A 17,294-nucleotide genomic window follows, 5' to 3' on the forward strand; every position below is an offset into this window, starting at 1 on the left:
TCAGCCGGCATAGGCCTTGATCAGGTCGAACAGGTAATCGCGGCCGGTATAGACCGCCTTCACCGCCTCATGCTCGTTGAGGCCGTGCGTGCCGTTGCCGTCCGGATCGCCATAGAGGCCGGGCGGGCCGTACACCGGGATGCCGATCTGTTCGAGGAACACGCCGTCGGTGGCGCCGGTCGACATCACCGGAATCAGCGGCACACCGGGATAATATTTCGCCAGCAGCTTCTCGGCCGGCTCCACGATCTTCGGATCGAGCGGCGGCGGCTTGGCGACCACGCCGCCGCGATCGTCCGTCAGCTTCACCGTCATGCGCGGATCGGCGATCACCGTCGCGAGCGTGTCGCGCACCTGTCGCGGCGAGGTGCCCGGGAAGATGCGGCAGTTGACGTTGGCCCCGGCGCGCTGGGGCAGCGCATTCTCGGCGTGGCCGCCGTCCAGCAGCGTCGCGACGCAGGTGGTGCGCAGCATCGAATGATAGCTGCGATCGGCGTTGAGCACCGCCTCGGCCTGCTTGTCGCCGGGATTCTTCGCGATCGCCATCATCGCCTTGCCGAGATCGTCGCCGCGCGCGGCACCCGCCCGCGCGAAATAGGTGCGGGTGGTGTCGGAGAGCTGGAGCGGGAAATCGTAGTCGCGCAGCTTGGCCAGCGCGTCGGCCAGCTCGTAGATGGCGTTGTCGCGGATCGGCACCGAGCTGTGGCCGCCGGGATTGGTCGCCTCGATCCGGTAATTGACCGCCAGCTTCTCGCCGACATGGAGATTGGCGATCAGCAGCTTGCCGTGCCCGTCGGTGCGTCCGCCGCCTCCCTCGTTGAGCGCGAACTCGGCGGCGATCAGGTCGGGCCTGTTCTGGCTGAGCCATTGCGCGCCGTTGAAGGCGGTGCTGGTCTCCTCGCCGCAGGTCAGCGCCAGCTTGATCGTGCGCCTGGGCCTGTACCCGCTTTCCTTCATGCGGATCAGGCTGTCGATCCAGATCGCGTCCATCGCCTTCATGTCGGCGCTGCCGCGGCCCCAGAAATAGCCCTTCTCTTCCACCATCTTGTACGGATCGCGCGTCCAGTCCTCGCGCTTGGCGGTGACGACGTCGATGTGCCCCAGCAGCAGCATCGGCTTCGCCGCCTTGTCCGTCCCCGGCAGCACGGCGACGAGGCCGCCCTCCTTGGGATGATCGGGCACCGAGAAGGGGGTGAGCTGATCGTCGGTGAAGCCCGCCTGCTTCAGATGCCTCGCCACCTTGGCGGCGAGCGCGGTGCAGTCGCCGGTGGTGATGCTCGTGTCGGTCTCCACCAGCTCCTGGTAGAGCGCGCGGAAACGGGTCTGGTCGGGGCGGAGCGGGATGTCCTGCGCGGCGACCGGCGTCGCCAGCATGGACGCCCCGAGCAGCATGCCGATGGTGCGGTTCATGTGATCTCCCTGCGCCCCCCCGGCGGCACGCAGAATGCACAAGCCGGCCGCCCGCGGAAAGCCGCATTTCTCTTTAGTTTCGCGTTCGTGATGCCTATATGATGGGCATGAACGATACCCCTGAGACGAACGACTACGGCGCCTCCTCGATCAAGGTGCTGAAGGGCCTCGATGCCGTGCGCAAGCGGCCCGGAATGTATATCGGCGACACCGACGACGGGTCCGGCCTTCACCACATGGTGTTCGAGGTTTCGGACAATGCCATCGACGAGGCGCTGGCCGGCCATTGCGACCGGGTGATCATCCAGCTGAATCCGGACGGCTCGGTTTCGGTCGAGGACAATGGCCGCGGCATTCCGACCGGCATCCACCCCGAGGAAGGCGTCTCGGCGGCCGAGGTCATCATGACCCAGTTGCATGCCGGCGGCAAGTTCGACAACACGTCCGAAAGCAACGCCTACAAGGTTTCAGGCGGCCTTCACGGCGTCGGCGTGTCGGTGGTGAACGCGCTCAGCGATTTCCTCGATCTCACCATCTGGCGGGACGGCGAGGAGCACTACATGCGCTTCAAGCGCGGCGATGCGGTCGATCCGCTCAAGGTGGTCGGCAAGGCCGAGGGCAAGCGCGGCACCCGCGTCACCTTCATGCCGTCCGCCGAGACCTTCAAGATCACCGAGTTCGATTTCGAGAAGCTGGAGCATCGCTATCGCGAGCTGGCGTTCCTGAACTCGGGCGTGCGCCTGTTCCTCGTCGACGCCCGCCATGCCGAGCGCAAGGAAGTCGAGCTTTACTATGAGGGCGGCATCGCGGCTTTCGTGAAATATCTCGATCGCACCAAGACCCCGCTGATGCCCGATCCGGTGGCGATCAACGGCCAGCGCGACGATGTCGGCATCGACGTAGCGCTGGAATGGAACGACAGCTATTACGAGCAGGTCCTCTGCTTCACCAACAACATCCCGCAGCGCGACGGAGGCACGCACCTCGCCGCGTTCCGGGCGGCGCTGACCCGCACGCTCAACAATTACGCCGAGAAATCAGGCGCGATGAAGCGCGAGAAGGTCACGCTCACCGGCGACGACATGCGCGAGGGGCTGACCGCGATCGTCTCGGTCAAGCTGCCCGATCCCAAGTTCAGCTCGCAGACGAAGGACAAGCTCGTCTCGTCCGAGGTGCGCCAGCCGCTCGAAAGCCTGATGGCCGACAAGCTCGCCGAATGGCTGGAGGAAAATCCCGGCCACGCCAAGACGATCATCCAGAAGATCATCGACGCCGCCGCCGCCCGCGAGGCCGCCCGCAAGGCGCGCGAGGCGAGCCGCAAGTCGGTGATGGGCGTGGCCTCGCTGCCCGGCAAGCTGGCCGACTGCCAGGAGAAGGACCCGTCCAAGTCCGAACTTTTCATCGTCGAGGGTGACTCGGCCGGAGGCTCCGCCAAGCAGGGACGCAACCGTCACAACCAGGCGATCCTGCCGCTCAAGGGCAAGATCCTCAACGTCGAGCGCGCGCGCTTCGACCGCATGCTGTCCTCCAAGGAGGTCGGCACTTTGATCCAGGCGCTCGGCTGCGGCATCGGGCGCGATGACTTCAATGCGGACAAGCTGCGCTACCACAAGATCGTGATCATGACGGACGCCGACGTGGACGGCGCGCATATCCGGACTTTGCTGCTCACCTTCTTCTATCGGCAGATGCCCGAGCTGATCACGCGCGGGCACCTCTTCATCGCCCAGCCGCCGCTCTACAAGGTCGCCAAGGGACGGTCGGAGGTCTATCTCAAGGACCAGCCGGCGCTGGACCAGTATCTGGTCGATGCCGGCGTGGCGACGCTGGCGCTGGATACCGCCGAAGGCCGCCGCACCGGCGCCGACCTGCAGGCACTGATCGATCATGCGCGGCGTGTGCGAACGCTGATGGGCTATGTGCCGCGCCGCTACGAGCCGGGCATCGTCGAGGCGCTGGCGCTGACCGGCGCGCTCGCGCCCGACGCCGATCGCAAGGCGCTGGCGCCGAACGTCGCGGAGTGGCTCGGCCGCATCGATGCCGAGGCTGAATGGAAGGGCGAGGCTACGGACGACGGCGGCTACCACCTCGCGCGCAAGTGGCGGGGTGTTTCCGATCATCATGTGATCGATGCCGCCTTCCTTGGCTCTGCCGAGGCGCGCAAGCTGCACGCACTCGCCGCCGAGCAGGCCGATGCCTATGGCACGCCGTCGCGGCTCGTCTCGATCAAGGCGGCGGAGAAGGCCGAGATCGCCGAGGACGAGGAGGCGCCCGCCGACCCCAAGGGCACGGTCGTCGGCCGCCCGTCCGAATTACTGGAGGCGGTCTTCGCCTTGGGCCGCAAAGGCCTGTCGATCGCGCGCTACAAGGGCCTCGGCGAGATGAACGCCGAACAGCTGTGGGAAACCACGCTCGATCCGGCCAATCGCTCGCTGCTCAAGGTGGAAGTCTCTCAGGCGGATGTCGCCGACGAGATCTTCACGCGCCTGATGGGCGACGTGGTCGAACCGCGCCGCGAGTTCATCCAGGAAAATGCATTGTCGGTGGCCAATCTGGACGTCTGATCATGTGCATGTCTGCGGGGCCAACGAGGTCGAAAATGGAATCATATCGACCGCTTCGACCAAAGACATTCCGTTTCCGGTTTGGGCGGAAGTGTGGTGCGATATGGTTTGTGCGGGGCACAGCGGGAACCTGACTTTCCTGCGGCGTGCCATCGTCGTGAGAGGGGGCAAACGCCAAAATCCTGGCGCATGTTGTACCAGGCGAGCAGTTCACTGCGAATCGTTGCCACTGCCCTGGAATCGAGACCGGGTTCTTCGCGGGCGTAGCCTTCGGCCGACCCGCATCCCGTATCGACGACCTTGAAATCGTCTCCAGATAGGCGGGCTCACGCACGCTCCGGTAGATCACGCACGGCCGAAGGAGCTTTGCCGCAAACCCGGTCGTACGCTGCCCTTACGCCGCTATGCCAGCCCCGAAAGCCGAAGCAAGCTTCGCAATAACGCGTGGCTATCACGCCACAATTTGTGGAAACGCATCCAATATTCGCTCGCATCGCTGCGGTTTGCCCGGCGGGAGGACGTCACGATAGGAATGGCGCAATGAGGCGCCACTCTTGATGGACCTGCTTCGTGGGCAAACCGCAGCGGCGCGAACACTGGCACGATGAGCGTGCGCCGATATTCGCTTGGCGCGAGCGGCCTATTCCGTCGCAGCCCGACCTATCCTATGGCGGCTGCGTGATGGCATCGGCAGGCTCCGGCGTATTGCTCGGCGATGAGTTCGTCCGCATTCGCGGCACGCTCGAACGCTATCTGCGTGCGCGGGGCGCCGGGGATCAGGCGGAAGACCTGGTCCAGGAACTTTGGTTCAAGGTCGTATCCTTGCCGCCGAATACGGATGTGAGCGATCCATCCTCCTATCTGTTTCGGATGGCGCACAATCTCATGCTCGACAGGCGCCGGACCGAATTGCGGCGCGGCGTGCGGGAGCGCCTTTATATCGAGGAAGGAGAGGGAGGCATCACCGGAATCGACCCTTCGCCCACGCCGGAACGAGTGCTGGAGGCGCGCCGCTCGCTGGATGCGATACAGGAAGTCCTGAAGCGGCTGGGTGAACGGACCGACCATATCTTCCGCCGTCACCGTGTCGACGGGATCGCGCAACGCGACATCGCCGCCGAGCTCGGGATAACGGTAAGCGCTGTCGAGAAGCATCTCCAGAAAGCCTATAAGGCCGTGCTCGTCGCCCAGAAGGAAAGGGGCACGTCATGAGCTTGCCCGAAATGGAGCGTGAGCAGCAGGCGCTCGACTGGGTCCGCCGGATCACCGATCCCGACTTTTCAGCGTGGGACGCGCATCTCCAATGGCTGGAGGACGACCCGTGCAACGCCGAGACGTTCGATAGGGTAAGCCTCGAGATGGAGGGTGCCACCAGCCGCTTGCCGGCCGCAGGTCCCACGCCGCCCGCGCCGCTTGTGGCCAACGACAATCACGCGGCGGGAAAGCGCCGGCATTGGGCGATCGGCACTTGGGTGAGCGGATCGATCGCAGCAATCGCGGCGGCGCTCCTGCTCTGGCCGCGACCGGACGTGGGGGGCGCCCGTCTGATCGCCACCTCGCCGGGCGTGCCGCGCGACATCGCGCTGGCCGACGGGACGAAAATCGCGCTCAACGGTGCCGGCCGGATGCGGATCGACAATGATCGATCCATCGCCCTGCTGGACGGCGAAGCCTTTTTCGAGGTCAGGCATCATAGCGATCACCCTTTCAGGCTTCAGGTCGGCGGGCGTGTCATCCAGGATGTCGGGACTGCCTTCGATGTCTCGATATCGCCCGGTTCCACTCGCGTGTCGGTGCGCGAGGGTGCGGTTGCGATCGACCCGGAAGCGGAGAATATTCGCCTGGCCGCCGGCCAGGAAGCGAGGATAGGCGTCGACGGCGAGATAATCCGCACGTCGGTGCAGCAGGGCAGCGCCATCGGCGGCTGGCGGGACGGTCGACTGGTCTATCAAGGAGCATCATGGACCGACGTGGTGATCGACCTGTCTCGCGCCCTCGGCGTTTCGGTAACCGCCGATCCCCGGATGGCGGATCGCCGCTTTACCGGTGTGATCTTTCTGGATCGCGATCGGTCGCGGACGATCCAGCGGGTGGCGAATGTCGCCGGGCTTTCGGCGAGCCGCAAAGGCGAAGGCTGGCTGCTGACGCCGCGCTAGCGCTTATGCTGACTTTCTCCGGGACCTCGGCCGGAGAAGCGCGCGCGGCATCGGCCGATGGCCCGGTCGTCCGGGTCGACGTCGATGCACAACCGCTCGCCCAGGCTGTCGTCGTCATCGGTGAACAGGCGGATCTCACCATCGGGCTTGGAGACACCACGCTGGGCGATGTCCGGGTGCACGCATTTCACGGCAGCGCTCGGGTCTCCCGCGCATTGGCGCATATTCTGCGCGGGACGTCCGCCGTCGCGCGCTTCACCGGTGACCGAGTTGTTCGCATCGAGCGCGCCCGGATGCCGCCGCGATCGACGGTCCGGCCGGAGCCGCAAGCGATCGACATAGTGGTGACGGGCAGCAAGCGCGGGACGGTGCTCGCCGCCTATCCCGGTTCCGCGATCGTCGTGTCGGTCGCGGATATTCCGCTGGCCATGCGAAGCCACGGATCGGAAGCGCTGGTGTCCGAGCTGCCGATCCTGAGTTCGACCCATCTCGGATCGGGCCGCAACAAGCTTTTCATCCGCGGGATTGCGGATTCGAGTTTCAACGGACCGAGCCAAAGCACCGTCGGCCAGTATCTGGGCGAAGCTCGGCTGACCTACAACGCGCCGGATCCCGACCTCGCTTTGTACGACATCGCCGAGACGGAGGTTCTGGAGGGGCCTCAGGGTACGCTGTACGGCGCCGGCACTCTGGGTGGTATCGTGCGTCTCGACCCCGTGAGACCGGATCTCGATCGATTCGGTTACGGACTGTCGCTCGGTGCATCCACCACCCGCGACGGGACCGCGAGTTCCGATGCGGCGGGTCTGATCAATCTCCCGGTCAAAAAGGACGTGATTGGGGTTCGGGGCCTTGTCTATGAGTCGACGGACGGCGGCTATATCGACGATCCGGGGCGTGGGCTTTCCAACATCAACCGCACAAGAACCCACGGTGGTCGCCTCGAGCTGCGTGTGGCACCGTCCCCCACCTGGACGATCGATGCGACGGGTGTCGTGCAGGACATCAACGCCCGCGACGGGGACTATGCGGACAGGACGCTGCCGAAACTGCAGCGGCGCAGCACACTCTCCCAGCCCTTTGACAACGACTATTCGCTCGCCAATCTCGTGGCGCGGCACACGATGGGGGCGACCGAACTCGTCTCCTCGACCACGATCGTCCGCCACGACGTCAGCTTTACCTATGACGCGACCGAAGCCGGAGGGCCGCCGCGCCTCTTTCGCGAAAACGACCATATCAGCCTCGTGACCAACGAGATGCGGCTTTCCCATCAGTATGACGGCGGCGGTTCCTGGGTCGTAGGACTGGAAGCGCTTCAAAATGTCGACCGGATACGCAGATTGCTGGGTGCGCCGTCAAACCCGGCAGCCATTTCGGGGAGCCGCAACAAGGTCTTCGAAGCGGCGCTCTTTGGCGAAGCCACGGTCGCTCTGGCACCGTCATTCTCCGTCACGGCGGGCGGACGCGTCGCCTACAACCGGGTGCTGGGAGAAGCCCTCGATCATGTCGAGGATGCGCCGGAGCCGGATCGCCGCCGTGTGGCGTTCCTGCCCTCGATCGGCGCGCTCTGGCGGGTCGCGCCCGATCTCGCGCTCTATGCGCGATATCAGGAGGGATTCCGGCCGGGCGGCCTTTCCGTGTCCGATACCGCGGTCGAGCGCTATCGCGGAGACGGCCTGTCGACGGTCGAACTGGGCGTGCGAATGGGGTATCCGTCATCCAGGCTGCAGGCGACTTCCGCCATATCCTTCGCGCGCTGGCGGAACATTCAGGCCGATCTGATCGACGGCCAGGGGCTGCCGCTCACGACCAATGTCGGCAATGGCCGGGTCGTCGGGCTTGAAGCCTCGGTTCAGTGGCGTCCCTGGCGCGACCTCGATATCGAAAGCGGGCTTTTCCTGAACGATAGCACGCTTTACCGGCCGGCACCGGGCTTTGCGGGCGAGAAAGATGCCTCACTGCCCAACGTCGATGATCTCGGGTTTCGGGCGAGCGCCAATCTCCGGATTCCTTTGGGCAAGGCCGACAGCCTGAGTTTCTATGGCGCGCTTCGATATGTCGGCGGATCGAAGCTCGGTGTCGGCACCGCCCTCGACTTTCCGCAGGGACATTATGTCGCGACCAACGCCGGCGTCCGATGGGATTGCGGGCGGTATAGTGTTTCGCTCGATGCGTCGAACCTTCTCGACGACGGGCGCAATCAGTTCGCGCTGGGCAACCCGTTTCAGCTCGCGGGCGGCACCCAGATCACGCCCTTCCGGCCGAGAACTTTCCGGCTCGGCCTGTCCACGGGGTTCTGATCGGGACGCGCGGCATCTTCGCAGACCACGCAATGGCGCTGCGCCCAGATCAACCATCGTCCTACGCTGAACATGAACGGGCTTCCGTTTCCCCAACCGAAGCGCGAAAGTGGTCTGGTTGCACGATTGCGATGACCTATCGTATCACGGGATGGATGTCCGTTCATGGGAGGGAGACGGCGCGAAGCGATGGAATCCGCAGCGGCCCCCAATGGGGGCGGGTAGTATCCACTAGTCGAGCCCGTCCCACCACAGGCGCAGCCACTCCAGCCATCTGGAAGGCGCCTGAAGCCGTCGAACTTGGCGAAAAGCCGGTCTTTTATGCCAGGTGCTCCTGCGGGACGACATGGTCATTCCGGCCGGGCCTTATGGTCGAACGCGACGGCATCCAGGATTTCCAGCCAGCATTCTGAGCTTGCCGGAAGAAGATGTCGTTCCAGAAGCGGCCGAAGCAGGCAGGGATCAGGGCCATCGCATCCTTCATGAGCCATGATGGCGGTCGCGAGCGCGATCGGATCGGCTGGCACGATGCGCCCGAACGAGTGATCGATCAGGATTTCCCGCATGGCGGGCGAGCTTGGCGTCGTGATCACCGGCAAGCCGGCGGCCAGCGCTTCGATCACGACCGCCGGATAGCCTTCGAAGCGCGAGGGGAGCAGGAACAGATCGCTTCCTTCCAGATAAGGCCGAATGTCGGGCACCATTCCGGTGAAGACTACACGCCCCGCCAGTCCGAGCCTGCGGCTCATCGCCTCGAGCCGCGCGCGATCCGGGCCGTCGCCGACGATGGTGAGGCTGATGTCGTGCGGAAGAGCCGCCAGCGTCCGCAATGCCAGGGCGACGTTCTTCTGCGCCACGAGGCGGCCGGCGAAGATCAGCCGCAGGTTCGTTGACAGCCGACGGCGTCGCGTCTGCGGAAGATCGGACAGGATCGGCTCGCCGACAACGCTCACGCGATCGGTGTTCAGGTAGCGGGCTGCCTCGTCGCGAAGCGCCGGGCTCATTGCGACGATCCGCGCCAGGGGCACGCATGCCCGGCGGCGGACGAGGGCGTGCAATGCGGGCGGCACGATGCTTAAACCCCGGAGGTCGATCGGATTGCTAAGCTTGCATATGACCGGCGCGATCGAGGGACCGGCCGCCAGGAAAATCGGAAGAACGTGATTGCCGGGGCCGACGATCACGTCCGGTCGCCAGCCCTGAAGGAGGGGCTGCATCCTGCGGCCCATCTTCCAGCGCGACGTGATCGATCTCGGAACCGCCGGGGAGACTTCGATGACGGCAACATCGGGCGAAACCAGCGATCGAGCAGGCCCCTGTTCGGACCCGCACAGGATCATCACCTCACGGCTGCGCGCCCACCGATTCGCCAGGCGGATCATGATCCGCTCGGTGCCGCCAGCGGCAAAGTCCTGGAACACGATCGCGATGCGGGCGGCGGGCGGCGCTGGCCGTGCATGCGGGCTGCCGTCGGTCCACGGCGAGAGAGCAAGGGTTTCGCCAGTCACGACCGGAAGACGCCGCCCGGTGCAGTTGTCCGCAGTCAGTCCGCCACCGCGCCCGGGGGCACGGCGGCGAAGAGCATCAGAAGTTGGCGAAGCGGATCACGAAGCGGACGTTGCGGCCTGGCATGATCACCTCGTCCTTGTGGAGTGCGGTCGCCGCGCGCGGGACGTCGTTGGCCAGGTTCCGGCCGACGATCGCGAGCTGGACGTTCGGATTGGACCTGCTGCGCATCGATCGAGCGGCGTCGGCGTGTCGAACGCGCCGTATTTGTCCTGCCTGCCGACATGGAGGTAGAGCAGCTTCGCATCGAGCATCCCGCTCTTCCAGATGAAGCGGCCGCCCAGGCGATAGGGCACGATGCGCGACACGTTGCCGTCTTGGTCCAGCGTCGCGCGGGTATAATTGCCGAGAGCGTTGATCTCGAAGCGGCTGTCGCCGTGCTTCAGCAGCGCATAGGAGGCTTGGCCCTCCATGCCCCGGAATCGCGCGTTCTGCTGGCGGTAGAACAACTCATTCAAATCCTCGCCACTGCCCTCGACGCAGGCGCCGTCGTCGTCGCAGGTGCCGTCTGGTTGCGATCGCAAACGCGCCGACGGTCGCGGGGATTGGTACCTTCCGGCTCCATGCAGGTGGCCCGGATATATTCAGGCCGTCGTAGCGAGGGGTGAAGATTCCGACTTGATTTCGGCTACGGTCGCTCGCGCGCAATCCATTCTATCGCGGTGATGCCGCGCCGGCCGTCCGACCGGCCCAGCTGCACGATCACATCGATCATCGATCGGGCGTAAGCGAGCGTGTCCTGCCGCCCCAGGCCGAGACCCGCCTGCATGACCATCAGCACCAGCTGCTCGAGCGCGCCCGCCGGCGAGCTGGCGTGGATCGTCGAGAAGGAGCCGGGATGGCCGGTGTTGATCGCGCGCAGGAAGCTGACGGTCTCGCGGCCGCGCAGCTCGCCCACGACGATGCGGTCCGGCCGCAGGCGCAGCGCGGCCTGCAGCAGGTCGTCGGTGCCGACGCGCGCCTCGCCCAGCTCGCCCTTCACGGCGACGAGTCCCAGGCCGTTGGCATGGCGCAGGCGGATTTCGGGCGTGTCCTCGATCAGGACGATACGCTCGTCCGCCGGCACCTCACGCAGCAGCGCGTTGAGGAAGGTGGTCTTGCCGCTCGACGTACCGCCCGAGATCAGGATGGTCAGCCGCTCGCGTACCGCGCGTGACAGGAAGCCGACAGGATCGGTCTGCGGATCGGGCATCGGCGCGCGCTCGGTATCGCTCGACAGAGGGCCGTGATCGTAGGCCGAGAGCGGGAGATCGACGAGTCGGTGCCGGCGGATAGCCATGCCCCAGTGGGCGCGCGTGGCCGACGGGGCCACGAACTGCACGCGCGCGCCGTCCGGCAGCACGGCCGAAAGCAGGGGGCGCTCGCGGTTGACGCCCTGATGGCTGATCCGTGCGATCTGCTCGGCCAGACGCTGGAGATGGCGGTCGTCGAGCGCGGGCAGATCGTAGCGGCTCATGCCCGTGCCGGCCGCCTCCACCCAGATTTCGCCGGGCCGATTGACGAGGATTTCTGTGACAGCCTCGCACGACAGCCAGGGCTTCAGCGGCGCCAGATAGGCATCGAGATAGACGCCGCCCCCGTTGCTTGCCGGCAGTGCCTCGATCGCCCCCATCACCCGGCCGTGGCGGACGAGAAATCGAGGTCGCGCGCCGTGAAGACGCGGATCGGCTGGCCCTGCGGCACCTTCACGGTCGGCGCGATGCTGGTGTCGCGCTGGGCGGCGACCGAGGCGGCGCTCTGCCCGCCCGAGACGATCACCGAGGCGTTGCCTGCGATCGAGGAGAGGCCGCCGACCACCGAGAGCAGCACCGCCGAACTGAAGCGCTTGAAGAAATGGCTGTCCACCTTGCCGGAGAGGCCGGACTCGCCGGTGAAATCCACCGCCGGAGATCCCAGCGCGACCGACACGCCGTCCGGCCGGATCAGCCGCGACCAGATCACATAGGCACGCGTCTGCCCGGCAGCGAGGCCGGACTTGTACTGGCCGACGAGCCGCGAGGAGCGTGGGATCAGGACCTTGGCGCCATCGAAGGATTTGACGTCGCGGCTTACCACGGCGCGGACATAGCCGGGCAGATCGGTGTCGATCGCGGTTTCCAGCACGGCCGGGATCAGCGTGCCCTGCGCGATCGTGTCGGACGGCGAGGTCATCGGCTCGGCGGTCGCGACATCGGATGAGCCGCCGACGCGCAACGCGAACTGGTCGTTGTCGTCACCGGTGAGCTGCTTGCCATCCGCCGTCTTGCCGGGCACCGGCGTCGTCGTCGCGGCGGGTGAGGCGGGCGCCTGCGAATTATCGAAAACCAACGCCGGCGAGGCGGCTGCTGCGATCGCGGGCGCCGAAACGGCTGGCGGCGCGACCGGCAACGGGACGGCGACCGGCCGCTGCGGAACCATCGGCGCGGGAAGCGGCGCTACCACGGGCGCCGTGACGGTTTGCGGCTCGGGTGACGGCGCGCGATGTGCGCTCATCGACCAGAATGTCACGCCGCCGAGCAACAGCGCGATCCCGGCACCGGCGGCAAGCCCCAGCGAGTCCGATTTCCTGCCCTGCTGTGCCACCAGCGGATAGGCGTTGCGGCTGGCAAGTTGCAGCTCACGCGGCTCGGCGAGGATGCGGGGATCGCTGTCCTCGATTGGGCGCAGCAGGATCGGCTGGCGGGTGGTGGTGCTCATGGCCGGGCACTCGCGGTCTGGGCGCCGGCGGGCGGCGCGGCGTCGGACGCCGGATGGGGTGCGGGCGTGAGCGTCGCCATCAGCTTGCCCTGGCGCAGCACGAGCTGCGGCGGCACGCCGTCCACCACCACATAGTCGCCCTGCACGCGGTAGTTGACCGGGCCTTCGTCGCCATTGGGCTCGCGCTGGAGGATGGCGGGCATCGCCGCATCCTTGGGCCAGGCGAGCCAGGTCGACTTGCCGTCGTCAAAGGCGCGCATCGGCAGCAGCTGCTTCGATCCGCTCGTCGCCCAGTCGAAATGGAGATCGGCCGGCGTCGCCTCGGGCGCCTTCTCGGCCACCTGCGCTGCGGGCAGAGCCGGTGCGGGCACCGGCGTGATCGCCACCACCGGCCTGGGCTCGGGCGGATAGGTGAAGCGCATCACGTAGAGCGGGGCGCCCATCGGCGTCGCGACGAGATCGAACAGATAGGTGCGCCGATCGGTCACCACCGTCATGTTGGTGCGCGCGGTCGGCTGCATCGGTTTCACGAAGACGAGGCTGGCATGCTTGTTCGGCGTCACCTGCCAGTTGGCGGAATCGCCGACCGCGATGTTGTCGATATGCTCGTCCGCGCCGAACTCGATGGTCGACTGGATGCCGGTATGGCCGTGCACCGTCACGATATCGCTGGGATTGTAGAGGCGCGTCGCGATGCGCGGGTCCCTGGCGAGAGCGGGCGTCGCGAGTAACGCCGTGAGGATCAGGAAACGGGTCATGACAAGCGGGCCTTGGCGGGTGTCTCGGGACGGGCGCGGAAGCCGCTGCCGACACCGTCGAGGCGGCGGTCGGTGCGCGGCGGCGGGAGGGGGGCGGCGGGTGCCATGCCCATCACCACGGTCTGCGCGCGCGAGGTGCCGGCAACGGGGGCCAATGCAGTGCTTTCGGATGGGGGCAGGGCGGCCAGCATGCCGCGCACGCGTTCGCTCGTCGGTCGCGCACCGGCGGCACCGGGCACGATCGGAGGCAGGATTGTGACGGGCGGCTGCGATGTCGCCGGAGACGTCGCCGCCTCGGCGTGGAGGAAGGGTATGCGCCATCCGGCGACGAGCGCGCCCGCGACGCGCGCCACCATGACCATCAGCGCGGTATAGACGCAGGCGGCGAGGAACAGGGCAGTCGCACTCTTGCTGGCGACCTCGGTCGAATCCATCAGCGCGTCGCGGATCAGCGGGGTGATCAGGGTCAGCGCCGCGCCGCCGATCAGCACGGTGAAGAGCGGGATCAGCGCGCTCGACACCACCGCCTTCAGCCAGCCCTCGAACAGGCCGCGCGTCGCCGGGAAGATGGCGAGCGTGATGAACACCGGCCCCAGCGCCAGCAGTGCTGCCAGCGCCACCTTGGCTGTGACCAGCACCCCGACCGTGCCGACCAGCAGCATCAGCCCGGAAATCCACATCATACCCTGTGGGGACAGGATCGAGACGCCGGTGGACGACGCGCCGTTGGCAGTGGCGCCGACGGCCGAGGTGGCAACGGCGGGGGTCTGCTGGTGGGTGCTGTCGGCGATCGCCTGGAACACGACATCGAGCTTGTCGGCGAAGGCCGCCGTCGCTGATCCGTGGGTGCCGGCGATGATCGTCGCGAGCTGGTCCGGCGCGCCGACCGCCAGCGTCCAGATCACGTTCTGATAGGCGAGCCAGGAGGTCGCGAAGGTCAGCACCATGCCCAGCGTCAGCATGCGGGGCGTGAGCGTGCCGATGCCGAGCCGCGAGCGGCCCGTGAGCAGGCCGATGGCGAAGATTGCCACGTACAGTGTCAACAGGATGGTCAGCGCCGGGATCAGCGCGCCGTGATCGCCGAACAGCCGACCGAAGGCGATCTGGGTGCCCTCGCCGGTGCGGCAGTCGATCGCGCGCAGCGCCTGCGCGAGGCCGCCGGTCTCGATGTCGAGGGCGGGGCAGGCGTTCACTCGGCCGCTTCCGAATAAGCCGGCTCGTCGCCGGTGACGGGCCATGGCGTGCCGGTCAGCGCCTCGAACCAGGCGGCGGGCGCATCGCCCAGTTCCTCGCGCAGGCGATCGAGCTTGCGCACGCTCGCCTCGCGGCCGGACAGGACGGTCAGCAGATCGGGCTCGCCCGCCAGATCGAGCCGTGCCACCACCGAATGATTGGCATGGCGGACGAGGAAGCAGCGGCTGTGCGCGGGCAGCTGGCGGATCAGCTCCAGCTCATGCTCGGAAAGGCCGAAGCCTTCGCAATAATCCTCGGGCCGGGCGCGCGGATTGGGGGTGAAGATCATCGTCGCGGTCTGCTCGACGATCGCCGCCGCAATGCGGCTGTCGAGCGCGTCGCGCGCCGATTGCGTGGCGAAACCGACCAGCGCGTTCCTCTTGCGCAGCGTCTTCAGCCAGTCGCGGATGCGCGCGGCGAAGACCGGATCGTCGAGCGCCTTCCAGCCCTCGTCGATCAGGATCACGGTCGGCTCGCCGTCCAGCCGCTCGTCGACGCGGTGGAAGAGGTAGAGCATAGTCGGCGTGCGCAAGGTCGAGCTGTCGAGCAAAGCCGTCATGTCGAAGCCGAGCGTGCGGGCGTCGAGATCGAGTGCGTCCACGGCATTGTCGAACAGCCAGGCATGCTCGCCCGCGTTGATCCAGGGATCGAGGCGCGAGGCGAGGTCGCCCGCCTCGGGCCGGCGAGACCCGCTCAGTAGCTCGCGGAAATAGCGCAGGCGGCGGAAGCCGGGATCGGCCTCCATGCAGGCATCGACTGCCGACGCGACGGCGGCCAGCTCGTCCGGCCCCTCTGCCGCCAGCATCACGCCGAGCCAGTCACGCAGGAAAGCGCGGTTGACCGGGGTATCGGGCAGCGCCAGCGGGTTGAAGCCGGTCGGCTGGCCCGGCTGCAGCTGCGCATAATGGCCACCGCAGGCGCGCAGGAAGATTTCGGCGCCGCGATCCTTGTCGAACAGGATGGTGCGCGGCGCGAACTTCTGCGCTTGGGCGGCGAGGAAATTGAGCACCACCGTCTTGCCCGAGCCCGACGGGCCGATGACGGTGAAATTGCCGAGGTCGCCCTCGTGGAAGTTGAAGAAATAGGGAGTCGCGCTGGTCGTCTCGAAGACGGTCGCGGCCGGGCCCCAATGGTTGCCGTCGGGCTTGCCGAAGGGCATGCCGTGGAGCGACAGGAAGCCCGCCGCATTGGCCGTGGAGATCAGCGCACGGCGGACGAGATAGGCCTCGTTGCCGGGGAACTGGCCCCAGAAGGCCGGCTCCATGTTGACGTCCTCGCGCACCGCGATCGCGCCCATGTCGGCGAGCGCCGCGCCGGCCGATGCCATCGCGCCGTCCAGCTGGGTCAGGTCGTCGGCGCGGACCAGCAGCGAGAGGTGATGGTCGCCGAAGCCGGCCTGCCCGGCCCCCAGCGCGTCGCGTGCGGCGAGCATCTCGCGGCGCTCGGCACCCGCTTCCTCGTCGGCGGAGCGGAGGCGGCGGATGGCGAGATCGATCCGCTCGCGCGCGATCTGGCGATCGGCAGGCGCGAAGCTCTCGGTCAGCACCAGCTCGTGCGGCAGGCGCAGGATGTTGTCGATCAAGCCGGCGCGGGTGGCGTCGGGATATTCCTTGACCGAGAGCATGCCGGCGAAGTTACGGCCGCCGGCTTGCGCCGTCTCGATCGCGTCGAGGCCGAAGCTGACGCGCGCATAGGGGATATGGTGGCCGAGATCGGTGCCCTCGGGCGGCAGCAGCACCGGCCGCATCTCTCCATTGTAGATGGCCGAGAGGATCTCCAGCAGCTCGGAGCAGAGGCCGCCGACGCCCTGATAGGTGCCAAGCTGGCGTGCGCCATAAGCCTCAAGCGCGGCGACCAGCGCGGTCGCGGCGGCGTCGAGCGCGCGGATGTCGGCGGTGTCGGGCTCGGCATCCTTGCCGGCCATCAGGCGCCTGATCTTGTCCGGCCAGCCGGTCTTGCCGCGCGCGGGGCGACGGACGATGGTCAGCACCTGCTCGTTGACGAACAGGCGGCGGGTGTCGAGCCGGTGCTGCCAGCGATCGTTGAGCAACGCCGCGAACGGTTCCTCGGGCGCGCCGTCTAGCGTCACCCGCACCCGGCGACGCACGACATGGTGATACACCACGAAGCGCGCATCGAGCACCGAACGCAGCATCGTCTCGCGCACGGCGAGGTGATGATCGAGCGCGGCGTCATCCTCGGTTTCGAAGGGGAGGCCGGGCACCTGGATCATCCGCATCACCGCACCGTCGCGCAGGCGCAGCGTCTGGCTATCGAGGTGGCGCGTATAAGGCAGGCGATCGCCCGCTTTCGCTTCCTTGGCCCCCCAGGCCGCGGGTCCGGTCCACTTCATCATGGCGCGTAGCTGTTGCAGCCCCAGCGCTTGTGATTGCGCACGCGGGGGCAGCGGCTGACCTTGGTCAGCCAGAGATCGAACACGCGCGGCTCGCGCAGGCAGGCGAGGTAGCCGATGCCATGCACCACCAGTGCCACGGGCAAGGCCCAGAAGCTGCGGGTGATCAGGAATGCTTCGGTGGTGACGCCCATGTTGATCACGAAGAAGCTGTAGGTGACGCCCCCGAACATCTGCGGGCGGGTCAGCGCGCGGAAGACGGGAGCGCGCTGCAT

13 protein-coding genes are annotated in these 17,294 nt (G+C 66.9%); 4 read left to right on the plus strand and 9 right to left on the minus strand.

Annotation, left to right across the window (positions count from 1 at the left end; genetic code table 11):
* The gene (locus HZF05_RS00445; RefSeq protein WP_160364670.1) at positions 1-1,410 is read right to left on the minus strand and encodes a M20/M25/M40 family metallo-hydrolase; all 1,410 of its coding nucleotides are present in this window, start codon (positions 1,408-1,410) and stop codon (positions 1-3) included.
* A 107-nt stretch (positions 1,411-1,517) separates the two neighbouring features.
* Between HZF05_RS00445 and gyrB the strand changes: the two genes are divergently transcribed.
* The 4 genes from gyrB (at position 1,518) to HZF05_RS00465 (ending at position 8,433) form a co-directional block, all read left to right on the plus strand.
* Complete coding sequence (gyrB, locus tag HZF05_RS00450) at positions 1,518-3,974, plus strand: DNA topoisomerase (ATP-hydrolyzing) subunit B (protein WP_160364671.1); 2,457 nt, start codon at positions 1,518-1,520, stop codon at positions 3,972-3,974.
* Between the two features lie 681 nt (positions 3,975-4,655).
* Positions 4,656-5,186: an RNA polymerase sigma factor gene (locus HZF05_RS00455; protein ID WP_160364672.1), complete on the plus strand. Its 531-nt coding sequence runs from the start codon at positions 4,656-4,658 to the stop codon at positions 5,184-5,186.
* Positions 5,183-6,130 (plus strand): FecR family protein, encoded by a 948-nt coding sequence (locus HZF05_RS00460; RefSeq protein WP_160364673.1) that lies wholly within the window; start codon positions 5,183-5,185, stop codon positions 6,128-6,130. Before HZF05_RS00455 ends, HZF05_RS00460 begins: the two co-directional genes overlap by 4 nt.
* Positions 6,131-6,135: 5 nt before the next feature.
* Complete coding sequence (locus HZF05_RS00465) at positions 6,136-8,433, plus strand: TonB-dependent receptor (RefSeq protein ID WP_160364674.1); 2,298 nt, start codon at positions 6,136-6,138, stop codon at positions 8,431-8,433.
* 350 nt (positions 8,434-8,783) lie between these two features.
* Here the strand turns inward: HZF05_RS00465 and HZF05_RS00470 are convergent, their stop codons facing one another.
* The 8 genes from HZF05_RS00470 to HZF05_RS00505 form a co-directional block, all read right to left on the minus strand.
* Positions 8,784-9,941, minus strand: coding sequence for a glycosyltransferase (locus HZF05_RS00470; RefSeq protein WP_343046797.1), 1,158 nt, complete (start codon positions 9,939-9,941; stop codon positions 8,784-8,786).
* 126 nt (positions 9,942-10,067) lie between these two features.
* Complete coding sequence (locus HZF05_RS00475; RefSeq protein WP_181638757.1) at positions 10,068-10,523, minus strand: hypothetical protein; 456 nt, start codon at positions 10,521-10,523, stop codon at positions 10,068-10,070.
* A 104-nt stretch (positions 10,524-10,627) separates the two neighbouring features.
* Complete coding sequence (virB11, locus tag HZF05_RS00480) at positions 10,628-11,611, minus strand: P-type DNA transfer ATPase VirB11 (RefSeq protein ID WP_160364677.1); 984 nt, start codon at positions 11,609-11,611, stop codon at positions 10,628-10,630.
* On the minus strand, positions 11,611-12,675 hold the full coding sequence (locus HZF05_RS00485) for a TrbI/VirB10 family protein (protein WP_160364678.1): 1,065 nt from the start codon (positions 12,673-12,675) through the stop codon (positions 11,611-11,613). Before HZF05_RS00485 ends, virB11 begins: the two co-directional genes overlap by 1 nt.
* Positions 12,672-13,433, minus strand: a complete 762-nt coding sequence (locus HZF05_RS00490; RefSeq protein WP_160364679.1) for a TrbG/VirB9 family P-type conjugative transfer protein — start codon at positions 13,431-13,433, stop codon at positions 12,672-12,674. Before HZF05_RS00490 ends, HZF05_RS00485 begins: the two co-directional genes overlap by 4 nt.
* The gene (locus HZF05_RS00495) at positions 13,430-14,626 is read right to left on the minus strand and encodes a type IV secretion system protein (protein WP_160364680.1); all 1,197 of its coding nucleotides are present in this window, start codon (positions 14,624-14,626) and stop codon (positions 13,430-13,432) included. The genes HZF05_RS00490 and HZF05_RS00495 overlap by 4 nt, the downstream gene beginning before the upstream one ends.
* Positions 14,623-17,022 (minus strand): VirB4 family type IV secretion/conjugal transfer ATPase, encoded by a 2,400-nt coding sequence (locus HZF05_RS00500; protein ID WP_160364681.1) that lies wholly within the window; start codon positions 17,020-17,022, stop codon positions 14,623-14,625. The genes HZF05_RS00495 and HZF05_RS00500 overlap by 4 nt, the downstream gene beginning before the upstream one ends.
* The gene (locus HZF05_RS00505; RefSeq protein WP_022688821.1) at positions 17,019-17,294 is read right to left on the minus strand and encodes a VirB3 family type IV secretion system protein; all 276 of its coding nucleotides are present in this window, start codon (positions 17,292-17,294) and stop codon (positions 17,019-17,021) included. The genes HZF05_RS00500 and HZF05_RS00505 overlap by 4 nt, the downstream gene beginning before the upstream one ends.

The sequence above is a fragment of the Sphingomonas chungangi genome, assembly GCF_013778325.1.
GTDB lineage: Bacteria > Pseudomonadota > Alphaproteobacteria > Sphingomonadales > Sphingomonadaceae > Solisphingomonas > Solisphingomonas chungangi.